Source organism: Microbacterium sufflavum, from assembly GCF_023091155.1.
GTDB classification, from domain to species: Bacteria; Actinomycetota; Actinomycetes; order Actinomycetales; family Microbacteriaceae; genus Microbacterium; species Microbacterium sufflavum.
This window is the reverse complement of sequence record NZ_JAHWXK010000001.1, coordinates 1,284,822-1,296,506: the sequence shown is the minus strand read 5'-3', so window position 1 is coordinate 1,296,506 and position 11,685 is coordinate 1,284,822. Positions and strand designations below refer to the sequence as shown.

General features: G+C 67.8%; 11 protein-coding genes. 10 read left to right on the top strand and 1 reads right to left on the bottom strand.

The features are described from left to right. The first annotated feature begins 34 nt into the window (after positions 1-34). The 9 genes from KZC56_RS06400 to KZC56_RS06360 all read left to right on the top strand — a co-directional run bounded on the left by KZC56_RS06400 (position 35) and on the right by KZC56_RS06360 (position 8,404). Positions 35-1,204 (top strand): DUF5005 domain-containing protein, encoded by a 1,170-nt coding sequence (locus KZC56_RS06400; protein ID WP_168442824.1) that lies wholly within the window; start codon positions 35-37, stop codon positions 1,202-1,204. Beyond that, a complete protein-coding gene (locus tag KZC56_RS06395) occupies positions 1,201-1,947 on the top strand; it encodes an SGNH/GDSL hydrolase family protein (protein ID WP_247638136.1) in 747 nt (248 codons plus the stop codon). Before KZC56_RS06400 ends, KZC56_RS06395 begins: the two co-directional genes overlap by 4 nt. A gap of 605 nt (positions 1,948-2,552) precedes the next feature. Continuing rightward, on the top strand, positions 2,553-3,902 hold the full coding sequence (locus KZC56_RS06390; RefSeq protein ID WP_247638135.1) for an AAA family ATPase: 1,350 nt from the start codon (positions 2,553-2,555) through the stop codon (positions 3,900-3,902). A 110-nt stretch (positions 3,903-4,012) separates the two neighbouring features. After that, positions 4,013-4,726, top strand: coding sequence for a hypothetical protein (locus tag KZC56_RS06385; RefSeq protein WP_247638134.1), 714 nt, complete (start codon positions 4,013-4,015; stop codon positions 4,724-4,726). A gap of 56 nt (positions 4,727-4,782) precedes the next feature. Then, on the top strand, positions 4,783-5,169 hold the full coding sequence (locus KZC56_RS06380) for a WCX domain-containing protein (protein ID WP_372490603.1): 387 nt from the start codon (positions 4,783-4,785) through the stop codon (positions 5,167-5,169). 123 nt (positions 5,170-5,292) lie between these two features. Further along, on the top strand, positions 5,293-5,535 hold the full coding sequence (locus KZC56_RS06375; RefSeq protein WP_247638132.1) for a ribbon-helix-helix domain-containing protein: 243 nt from the start codon (positions 5,293-5,295) through the stop codon (positions 5,533-5,535). Positions 5,536-5,537: 2 nt separating this feature from the next. Next, on the top strand, positions 5,538-5,855 hold the full coding sequence (locus KZC56_RS06370; protein ID WP_247638131.1) for a type II toxin-antitoxin system RelE/ParE family toxin: 318 nt from the start codon (positions 5,538-5,540) through the stop codon (positions 5,853-5,855). Positions 5,856-5,936: 81 nt separating this feature from the next. Next, a complete protein-coding gene (gene purL / locus KZC56_RS06365) occupies positions 5,937-8,267 on the top strand; it encodes a phosphoribosylformylglycinamidine synthase subunit PurL (protein ID WP_247638130.1) in 2,331 nt (776 codons plus the stop codon). After that, the gene (locus tag KZC56_RS06360) at positions 8,264-8,404 is read left to right on the top strand and encodes a hypothetical protein (protein ID WP_168387183.1); all 141 of its coding nucleotides are present in this window, start codon (positions 8,264-8,266) and stop codon (positions 8,402-8,404) included. Before purL ends, KZC56_RS06360 begins: the two co-directional genes overlap by 4 nt. A 56-nt stretch (positions 8,405-8,460) precedes the next feature. Here KZC56_RS06360 and KZC56_RS06355 read toward each other — a convergent pair whose 3' ends face one another. Continuing rightward, positions 8,461-9,030, bottom strand: a complete 570-nt coding sequence (locus KZC56_RS06355; protein WP_136031414.1) for a TetR/AcrR family transcriptional regulator — start codon at positions 9,028-9,030, stop codon at positions 8,461-8,463. A 68-nt stretch (positions 9,031-9,098) separates the two neighbouring features. Here KZC56_RS06355 and KZC56_RS06350 point away from each other — a divergent pair, with 68 nt between their 5' ends. Beyond that, positions 9,099-11,651, top strand: a complete 2,553-nt coding sequence (locus tag KZC56_RS06350; RefSeq protein ID WP_247638129.1) for an MMPL family transporter — start codon at positions 9,099-9,101, stop codon at positions 11,649-11,651. The last annotated feature ends 34 nt before the right edge of the window (positions 11,652-11,685 follow it).

Genomic DNA, 11,685 nt, shown 5'->3' with positions numbered 1-11,685 from the left:
CCCCGCACCACCCGAACACGAAGGAGTGATCGATATGAGAAGACGCACGATCGCGGCAGGCCTCGCCGCCGCAGCCCTCGGCGCCGGAGCGCTGTTCGCCGCACCCGCGACGGCCGCCGTGCCCGCCGGCGGAGGACACGGCAGCGGCCCCGGCCAGTGCTCCCTGGTGGACAAGACGCTCACCGCCACCGCGAGCGTGAACCAGGGCCTCACCGACACGTTCACCACCTACGGCAACACGGGAGGCGAATGGACCGGTGGCGACAGCACCTACTCCCTGCCGCTCGGCAAGGGGAAGACCGGATGGTTCTTCTCCGACACGTTCCTCGGCACCGTGAACCCCGACGGCTCGCGGCCCACCGACTCCCCCTTCGTGAACAACTCCGTGGTGGTGCAGGACCGCCGGGGGAACCTGACCACGATAACCGGCGGCACCCCCGACGACCCGGCCGGCATCATCCCGCCCGAGCCCGACGGCAAGTGGTACTGGATCGGCGACCCGACCCCCGGCCGCGACGGGACCGTGCAGGTGCCGCTGCTGCAGTTCGCGCGCACCGGCACCGGCCAGTGGGACTTCGCGTGGACCGCGAACCGGCTGGCCACGCTCGACGGGCAGACGCTGCAGCTCGAGTCGATCGTCGACCTCCCCTCCGCGACGGGCATCAACTGGGGCTCGTGGACGCTGGAGGAGCGCGGCACGACGTACGTCTACGGCATCGCCGACCCGGGTGGAGTGCGCTCCGCCTACGTCGCCCGCGTGCAGGACCGCGACGGCCTCACGGGCACCTGGACGTACTGGAACGGCACCGGATGGTCGGCCGCCGAGACCGACGCGGTGCCCGTGGTGCCGTACGTCGCGAACGAGTTCAGCGTCGCGCCCTACCGCGACGGCTACCTGCTCGTGACGCAGGACACCTCGGAGCTGTTCAGCACCCGCATCGTCGCGCGCACCTCGTGCTCGCCGATCGGCCCGTTCACCGACCCGGTCGAGCTGTACCGCACGCCCGAGACCGGAGCGCTGGGCAGCTACGGCGACCCCGACGTGTTCACCTACAACGCGCACGAGCACCCGAACCTGCGCCAGGGCAACCGCATCCTGGTGTCGTACAACGTGAACACGTTCGACAACGTGGGCGACGTGTACGACGACGCCTCGATCTACCGCCCGCGGTTCATCGACGTGCAGCTCAAGGTCACCGGATGACGGACGACCGCACGGCGCTCCGGGGGCTCCTGGCCTCCGGGGCGCCGGTCACCTGGGTGTGCACGGGCGACTCGATCACGCACGGCCTCATCCACACCCGCGGCGCCAGGAACTACGTCGAGCACCTGCACGAGCTGATCCGGGGCGACCGCGGGCGCGTGCAGGACACCGTGATCAACACGGCCATCACCGGCTGGCGCGCCGACCTGATCCTCGACGACTTCGAGCGCCGCGTGGCCCACTGGCGGCCCGACGTGGTGACGCTCATGATCGGCACGAACGACTGCACCACGCAGTGGCTCGACCCCGTGATCGAGGTGTCCGCGTTCGCACGGTCGATCGCGGAGTTCGTACGACGCGTGCGCGACCTCGGCGCCGTGCCGGTGCTGCAGACCCCGCCCGCGGTCGACCTGCTCCATGCGCCCGACCGCGCCCGCATCGGCGACTTCGCGCAGGCGATCCGCGACGTCGCAGGGGCCGAGGGCGTGATCCTGGTCGACCAGCACGCCGCCTTCACCGCGTTCTCCGCGGGCACCGGTCCGGGCAACGAGGACATGCCGTGGGGACTGCTCGACGACGCGTTCCACCCGAGCGCCGCCGGGCACGCCCTGCTCGCGCTCGGCCTCGCCGACGCCCTGGGCCTGTCCGACGCGGACGCCGCCGCGGGCACGGGCTCCCCGGTGCTCGCGGACCTCTCCGCCCGCGTGGCCGTGGCCCGCCACCCGCAGTGGCCCCCGGTCTGACGCGGCAAATGGAAGTCGGGCGGGTGGCGTACGCCGGAGGGCCGACGGTCGACGGATCAGCAACGCACTTGTCCGCGAGCCGGTGCTAGTAGTCCCCAACCTCGTCGAAGGAGTCCCCGCGCAGCGACTGAAACGACGTGCGGTCGATGAACACCGTGTCGTTCACGCGCATGGTGGCGCCCGCCGTCGCGGTCGGATCGACTTCTTCTTAGCCGGGATGTCCTGCTCCGCTCGCCGGGCCGGCCCGTCCAGCCGTCCGAACACGCTGTCGTCGAAGTCGGGCATATCCCTCGGGCAGGCTGAACTGGCGGCACGTCGCGGCGGTGGCTCCGCCTCCGAACGCGTCGCGGTAGATGTCGAGCGCTACCAGACCGTGCCAGGGCAGTTGAGGCGACGGGACGTGGGGATAGTCATGAGCGGTCCTTCGTTCTGCTGCCCGCTGCCCGCGGACCGCCGTGGAATCCACGATTCACACGAGTGGGCGTCGATTTCCACTTTGCTCGGTGCAGACTTCGGGTGCCGCGCACGGACGGGCCGCCGCCTCGCCGATCGGCGGGGGCATCAAATCTGCATACGCCTGCGTCGACAGCGGATAGTCTGACGCCATGAGCTTCAGTGTCGATTCCACGCCTGCACCGAAACCGTCAGCTAAGAAACTCCACGGGGTGCGGCGCGTATGGGGTCGCCGCGTGCTGGGCGAATTTGACTACGAGATCGACTTCGACTCTCCCACCACGCCAGAAAGCCGACTTCGGGTTATCTACGCCGAAAACGGTATGGGAAAAACGAACTTCCTACGTGCGCTCTACTATCTGCTCGACGCACGTATCGAGCACTTTCAAGCCCTAGCTGAGATCCCGATCCAGGTGGTTGGAGCTGAACTGCGCTCTGGGTGGGCGATCGAAATGTCCAATAGTGCAGAGGCGGCGGTATTCGGGCTCACGTTCCGCATCACTCCACCCCCCGGGGCCCCTGACCAAGGCGTTGAGATTACCCTGGGTGCAGAAGAGCTCGATGGCCGGTACGCACTCCGGTCGTGGCAACGCCGCCCGGCATACGGGGCATTCCAGGAGCTAGTGGCGCGGCTGGACCTTGCGACTCTATTCGTAGGAGATGACCGGGCGGTACTGTCGAGCCTGGAGGCTCCTAGAGTCACGAGCGAGCCCCAGACCCTCCGAGAGCAGCGCGATCACGCCGCTCGATTGCACCGACGAATGAGTGTTCGGGAGTCCCTCGACAACCTCGAGAGTGCGTTTACTCGTCTGGCGATAGCCGGGATCTCCAGAGACCAGAGCGAAGCGTCTCCTCAGGGCGTCTATCTCGACATAACTAATCGTGTTCTCGCCGGAACCTCCAGCCCTCCCCTCGCGGCCGAAGCGCGCGTGGATCTCATCACCCGTTGCAGCGACATAATCGATAGGGGAACTGCATACGAGAAGTACGGCCTTCTTTCACTCCGGCAGGTTCACGGCATATACGAAGCCCTGACGGCCACCCGCACAAATGACACGCGATTGCGCCAACTGCACACCGTAATCGACCCATATCTTACCAGCGTCGATGATGAAATTGCCCGACTCGCCGCCACCCAGAAGTTGATCGATACCTTTGTACAGTCGGTCAATGGTTTTCTCACTCGCAAAGAGCTCCGGTTCAGCGCGCTTCGCGGCATCTCACTGGTCGATCAGAACGGCCAGGTCTTGAACCCCGAGAGCCTCTCAAGCGGGGAAAAGCACTTGCTTCTTCTGATGAGCAATGCCACCTTAGCGCGCTTTTCCGGCGCACTAGTAATCATAGATGAACCCGAGCTTTCACTGGGTTTGCGATGGCAACGAGTCCTGCTCCGAGAGCTACTCCGTTGCACCGAGGGAAGCTCGGTGCAGTTTGTGGTTGCTTCCCACTCCGTACAGATACTGGGAGATATTGACGACATCTCAAGCCCGGTACCGTCATGAACGCGGCTCCGCGCGCCAAGGTTAACGAACTCGCTAAGGAGAGTTCTCTCACTGGTCGGCGCTTCTTGTTTGTTGAGGGACCCACGGACAAGATATTCTTCACACGATGGATGGAAGCCAAAGACTCCGCACTCATCTCGGATCTCACCATAATTACCGCGGATAGCGTCGAGGCCAGCTGGCAAGATCTGGAGTCCCGAGGGCTTACCGAAGGAGCCCGCCAGCGCGTTGTGTGGATTTCCGAAGAGTTTCCGCATAGTCGATCGCAGATTCGCTGCGTCGCTGACCTCGACTGCGGAGAATTAGCAGCCTCACATGCCAACGATGTTCTATGGTGGACGGACTATCCAGCAGTCGAAAGTTATGGGTTCAGCGCGCGAGTCCTCGACGTCCTGAATGAGAGTTTCCTTCGCAACCATCTCCCCCCCGGTACCGCCGTGGTGGACGCCTTACAGGAGGCAGTCATCGACCTCTATAGAGTTAGGTTTCATAATCCGGGGATCGAGCATCCTTCTGCTGCCAGCGGGTTCAGAGGTGGTGAGTGGGATCCGACGCGGACCATTTCGGGCGAAATTGCCGCAGGATTTGCGTCGTTTGATTCGCCCACGTTCGATGACGCCAGACAATATGCTTATGGGCACGATATCGCCCTGCTACTCATCGGCCGATTTGGTAATGAGATCAAGAACAAAGCGAAGGTGCGTGACCCGCAATTACTCGAGGACTTATTAAGGGCGTCAATTCTTCAAAGTGGCATCTTTAACGAGTCTCGACTAGCAAGCGACCTCGATGAGTGGTTGCAGGTCGCTATCAGCCAGGGGTAGCGGTCGGTTTCTGTCGTCAACCTCCCGACCAATGAAGGCAGGCGGTCGTGATCGCGATGGCACTGCAGGGCGCGAGCGCGAGCGGCGTCGATGTGACGGAGGCCGCAGAGCACGCCCTCGCGACCGCTTCCCGCGGAGGATGCCGCGACCACCTGGCGGCGCGGGCGAAGGGCTCGACCACGGAGGACCGCTGGCCGCGCATCGGCGAGGTCGTGATCGCGCTTCCGGCGCGGGAGGTGGTGCCGTGGGTGGGCGACGGCGAGGTCGAGGAGCGGCCGGATGGGCGCTGCCGCGTGACGGTGGGTTCGTGGTCGTGGGTGGGCGTGCTCGCCGCGGTCGCCCGGTTCGATGCGCCCTTCACGGTGGTCGGACCGGAACCCCTGCGCGAGGCGGCGGAGACGCTCGCGGCCCGGTTCGCCACGGCAGCGGACCCGCCCTCCTGATCCAGACGTTCTCGCGAGTTCTCCCCCTTCTCTGTCGGTGCCCCGCGGCACGACGGAATCGCCGTCGATCATGAGCTTCCCTGGTGTCATGACAAACTTTGCCATCAGCACTAGCGTGGGGGTATGGCCACGATGAACATCTCTCTTCCGGACGCACTGAAGGATTTCGTCGAGATGCAGGTGGCCGCGCGCGGCTACAGCAACAGCAGTGAATTCATGCGTGAACTGATCCGCCATGAGCAGGCCCGCGAGCAGTTGCGATCCCTGGTCGTCGACGGGATGACATCCGGACCGGGCTCCGAGGTTGACCAGGCATACTTCGATCGCCTTCGAGCCCGCGTCCACACAGACGCCGCCGACGCGTGATCGTGGGGCGGGTTGTCACCACCAGGCGGGCCGATGAGGACATCGACGACGCAGTCACGTACTACCTCGGCGAAGCAGGGCCTCTCGTCGCGACCGCGTTCATCGACGACCTCGAGCAGACGATGAGCCGGCTGGCTGCGCATCGCGCGCTCGGATCGACGCGCTTCGAGCTGGTGACCGAGATTCCCGACATTCGCGCCTTCCCTCTTCGAAGCCATCCTTATCTCGTCGTGTACACGGACGATCCGGATACCGTGCGAGTCCATCGCGTGCTCCACACGAAGAGAGACATCGCTTCCGTCCTCACCGCCCGCATCTGACGCCCAACCCTCGCGGGAGAGCCGCCTCACCCGCGCCGGTAGACTGAAGACGCCCCGCCGGCCCCTTCCCTTGGAGTGCGCGTGACCACCCCCTCTGCACCTTCCCCCCAGCACGTCCCCGACTCGGTCGAGAACGCGATCGCGACGCCCGAGAAGGAGCAGCCGTACGGCGCGCTCGGGCTCAAGGACGACGAGTACGCGCGCATCAAGGAGATCCTCGGCCGCCGCCCCACCTCGGGCGAGCTGGCGATGTACTCGGTGATGTGGTCGGAGCACTGCTCCTACAAGTCGAGCAAGAACTACCTGCGCCGCTTCGGCCAGAAGGTCTCCGACGAGATGAAGGAACGCCTCATGGTCGGCATGGGGCAGAACGCGGGCGTCATCGACGTCGGCGAGGGCTGGGCCGTCACCTTCAAGGCGGAGTCGCACAACCACCCGAGCTTCATCGAGCCGTTCCAGGGTGCGGCCACCGGCGTCGGCGGCATCGTGCGCGACATCATCTCGATGGGCGCCCGCCCGGTCGCGGTCATGGACGCGCTGCGCTTCGGCGCGATCGACCACCCCGACACCGCCCGCGTGGTGCACGGCGTCACGAGCGGCATCAGCTTCTACGGCAACTGCCTCGGCCTGCCGAACATCGGCGGCGAGACCGTCTTCGACTCGGTGTACCAGGCGAACCCGCTCGTGAACGCGCTCGCCGTGGGCGTGCTGCGCCACGAAGACCTCAAGCTCGCCAACGCGACCGGCGTGGGCAACAAGGTCGTGCTGTTCGGCGCCCGCACGGGTGGCGACGGCATCGGCGGGGCGAGCATCCTCGCCTCCGACTCGTTCGACTCCACGGGCCCCACCAAGCGCCCCGCGGTGCAGGTGGGCGACCCGTTCGCCGAGAAGGTGCTCATCGAGTGCTGCCTGGAGCTGTACCGCGGCGAGCTGGTCGAGGCGATCCAGGACCTCGGCGCCGCCGGCATCTCCTGCGCGACCAGCGAGCTCGCGGCCAACGGCAACAGCGGCATGCACGTCTCGCTCGACAACGTGCTGCTGCGCGACCCCACGCTCACGGCCGAGGAGATCCTCATGTCGGAGTCGCAGGAGCGCATGATGGCGATCGTCGCGCCCGAGAAGCTCGACGCGTTCATGAAGGTCGTCGACAAGTGGGAGGTCGAGACCTCCGTGCTGGGCGAGGTCACCGGCGACGGGCGTCTCATCATCGACTGGCAGGGCGAGCGCATCGTCGACGTCGACCCGTCCACGGTCGCCGTCGACGGCCCCGTGTACGACCGCCCGGTCGCGTACCCCACCTGGATCGACGCCCTGCAGGCCGACGCCGCCGAGAACCTGCCGCGCGCCAACGACCCGGAGACGCTGCGCGAGCAGTTCCTGTCGCTCGTCGCGAGCCCGAACCTCGCCGACACCCGCTGGATCACCAACCAGTACGACTACTACGTGCTCGGCAACACCGCCCTCAGCTTCCCCGACGACGCGGGCATGATCCGGGTCGACGAGGAGTCGGGCCTCGGGTTCTCCATCGCGACCGACGCCAACGGCCGCTACTGCCAGCTCGACCCGTACGCGGGGGCGCAGCTCGCGCTCGCGGAGGCCTACCGCAACGTGGCCGTGACGGGCGCCACGCCCACCGCGATCACCGACTGCCTCAACTTCGGCTCCCCCGAGAACCCCGAGGTCATGTGGCAGTTCGGGCAGACGGTCGACGGTCTGGCCGACGGCTGCTACGAGCTGGGCACCCCGGTCACCGGCGGCAACGTCTCGTTCTACAACCAGACCGGCGACGTGCCGATCCACCCGACCCCGCTCGTCGGCGTGCTCGGCATCATCGACGACGTGTCCCGCCGCATCCCGTCGGGGTGGCAGGACGAGGGGCAGAACATCTACCTGCTCGGCACCACGCAGACCGAGCTGTCGGGCTCCGCGTGGGCCGAGGTCGTGCACCAGCACCTCGGCGGTCGCCCGCCGAAGGTCGACCTCGCGGGTGAGAAGCGCCTCGCGGGCCTGCTCGCTGCGGCCCGCGACGAGTGGCTGATCTCGTCCGCGCACGACCTGTCCGAGGGCGGCCTGGCGCAGGCGCTCGCGGAGGGCGTGATGCGCTTCGGCGTCGGCGCCCGCGTGTGGCTCACCGAGATCATGGACCGCGACGAGGTGGACGCCGCCACCGCGCTGTTCTCCGAGTCGACCGGTCGCGTGATCGTGACCGTGCCCCGCGAGGACGACGTGAAGTTCCGCGGGCTGTGCGAGGGCCGCGGCTACCCGGTGATGCGCATCGGTGTGACCGACAGCGAGCCGCAGCTCGAGGTGCAGGACGTGTTCACCGTGTCGGCCGCCGAGCTGCGCGAGCGCTCGCAGGCCACGCTGCCGTCGTACTTCGGCCCGACCGTGACGGAGCCGGTGGACGCATGAGCGACAACCTCAGCGAGGACTACGGCGACCTCGGCGAGAAGCGCAACCGGCGCATCCGCATCGTGGCGTGGACGGTCATCGTGGCGCTGATCCTCGGTGGCGGCGGCGCGACCGTGCTCACGATCCTCCTCGGCTGAGCCTTCATCTCACTGGCGCTCGCTCAGGAACCACGCCGGCGACAAGGCGACGGGCGTCAGCGGAAGAGGAAGCGCGTCAGGGCGACGACCGAGCCCGGGTCGTGGGCTTCGCGGCCGAGCGCCTCGACGATGATCGCCCCGAGGATGGCGCGACCGAGCTGCTCGACCGGGGCGTCGTCGGCGAGCTGCCCATCCCGGATGCCGCCGCGCAGCCGCTCGACGAGGTACTTCTCCACGCCGAGGCTCTCGCCCAGGTGCGCGCCGACCGAGGCGTCTTCGGTGGCGGCGGCGACGAGGGATCGCAGCAGCACCCCGCCCTGCGGCTCCTCCAGGATCGCGAGGACGCTGCGCAGCCACGTCTCGACGTCGGCGGAGAGGTCTCCCGTGTCGGGCACGACGAAGTCGACCGGAACCAGGAGCCCTTCGGCCAGGCACTCGCCGATGAGAGCCCCCCGCGATGGCCACCAGCGGTAGATGGTCTGCTTGCCGACTCCGGCCTCTTTCGCGATGCCCTCGATCGTGAGCCGGTCGTAGCCCTGGTTGTGGAAGAGCCGAGCCGTGGCGGCGAGGATCGCCTCGCGGGCCGCGGTGCTGCGCACAGGGCCGCTGCGATGCACGTTCACCATGCGTTCAGGATAGCCACAGAACCCTAGACGAGACGTGCCGTATGATCTTTTCGTCTGAAGGAGATCACGTGGCCTCACTGCTGTTCCGTCTGGGTTCTTTCGCTGCGCGCAGGGCGTGGACGGTGATCGTCTCGTGGGTCGTGATCCTCGGCATCGGCGTCGGCGCCTTCCTCACCCTCGGCGGCACGCTGAGCAACAGCTTCGACATCCCCGGCACCGCGTCGGGCGCGGTCACCGACCAGCTCGCGAAGAAGCTGCCCGACACCGCGGGCGGCACCGGCACGGTCGTGTACCGCACCGACGACGGCGAGCCCTTCACCGACGAGCAGAAGCAGGCGATCTCCGACCTCGCCGCGAGCGCGGAAGACCTCGACGGCGTCGCCTCGGTGGTCGACCCGTTCGACGCCCAGCAGCAGCAGGCCGCCCAGGCGCAGCAGCTCACCGACGGGCAGGCGCAGCTCGACAGCGGACGCGCCCAGCTCGACGCCGGACAGGCGCAGCTCGACGCAGGTCGCACCCAGCTCCAGGGCGGACTCGATCAGCTCACCGCGGCGCGGGCACAGGCCGAAGCCGCCGGAGCGCCCGCGGAGCAGCTCGCCGCCCTCGACGCGCAGCTCGCCGCCCTCAACGCGCAGCTCGCACAGCTGGAGGCGCAGCAGGCGACGATCGACGCGAACCGCACCGAGCTCGACGCGAACGCGGAACAGGTCGAACTCGGCTCCCGCCTGCTCGACCTGACGGACGGCATCGGCGTCGTCTCGGAAGACGGCTCCACCGCGATCGTCAACGTGTCGTTCACCGACCCGCGCCTGGAGCTGTCCGAAGAGGTCAAGCAGGCCACCATCGCGCACTTCCAGGACGAGAAGATCGACGGGGTCACGGTCGACTTCGGCACCGACATCGCGCAGGGCGTGCCCGAGATCTTCGGCGTGGGCGAGGCCATCGGGCTCGCGTTCGCCGCGGTCGTGCTCATCGTGATGCTCGGCTCGCTGATCGGCGCCGCGCTGCCCATCGTCACGGCGGTCGTGGGCGTCGGGGTCGGCGTCACCGCCTCGCTCGCCTTCTCCGGCGTGGTCGACATGGCCTCGGTCACCCCCGTGCTCGGTGTGATGCTGGGTCTCGCGGTCGGCATCGACTACTCGCTCTTCATCGTCAACAGGCATCGCAAGCAGCTGCTCGCCGGGTCGCCCGTGCGCGAGTCGATCGGGCTCGCCACGGGCACCTCGGGCACGGCGGTCGTGTTCGCCGGTACGACCGTGATCGTCGCGCTGCTCGCGCTCAACGTCACCGGAGTGCCGTTCCTCGGGCTCATGGGCACGGTCGGCGCGGTGTGCGTCGCGGTCGCGGTCCTCGTGGCCATCACGCTCGCCCCCGCGATCCTCGGCCTCGTCGGCACGCGACTGCTGAGCCGCAAGGCCCGCGCGACGATCGGGCAGGAGCACGCGGCGGGCAAGCCCGTGCGCCGCATGTCGACCCTGCGCGCCGTGGTCACCGCGGTCGTCAGCATCGTCGCGCTGCTCATCATCGCGATCCCGTCGATGTCGATGCGCCTGGGGCTGCCGGACGGGTCGAGCGAACCGTCCGACTCCACCAGCTACCGCGCGTTCCAGGCGGTCGAGGAGCAGTTCGGCGAGGGCGCGAACGGTCCCCTCCTGGTGACCGCGACGCTGGACGACGCCGTGAGCGACGACGACCTGCTCGCCACCCAGGTGACGGTGGCGGAGAAGATCGCGGAGCAGGACGACGTGGCCGCCGTGGCACCCATCGCCACCTCCGACGACAACACGCTCCTCGCCTTCCAGGTGCTGCCGGAGGAGGGGCCGAACAGCGCCTCGACCGAGAAGCTCGTGCAGGACCTGCGTGCGCTGCCCGCGATCGACGGCGACATCACGCTCGGCGTCGCCGGTCAGGCCGCCATCAACATCGACATCTCCGAGGCCCTGGCGGCGGTGCTGCCGCTGTACCTCGTGGTGGTGGTCGGGTTGTCGCTGCTCATCATGATCGTGGTGTTCCGCTCGCTGCTCGTGCCGCTGATCGCGACCGGCGGCTTCGTGCTGTCGCTGTTCGCGACGTACGGCCTGATCGTCGCGGTGTTCCAGTGGGGCTGGGGCGCCGACCTGATCGGCCTGCACAGCACCGGGCCGATCCTGAGCTTCCTGCCGGTGATCCTCGTCGGCATCCTGTTCGGGCTCGCGATGGACTACCAGCTGTTCCTCGCCTCGGGCATGCGCGAGGCGTACGTGCACGGCGCCTCCGCACGAGACGCCGTCGCCCAGGGCTTCCGCGCCGGCCGCTCGGTCGTGATCGCCGCGGCGCTCATCATGGTGTCGGTGTTCGGCGGGTTCATCTTCTCCGAGTCGACCATCATCCGCTCGATCGGGTTCGGGCTCGCGTTCGGCGTGCTGCTCGACGCCTTCGTGGTGCGGATGCTGCTGATGCCCGCGCTCATGCATCTGCTCGGCCGTTCGGCGTGGTGGCTGCCGCGGTGGCTCGACCGTCTCATCCCGAACGTCGACATGGAGGGCGCGGCGCTGGAGCGCGACCACCCCGCCGTGCACACCGACTCCATCCCCGCGGTGCAGCCCCCGCGCACCCGGGCGGAGCGCCGCGCGCACGAGTGAGCCACGCGGCAGGCGCGCGCCGGTGTCGGAAGGC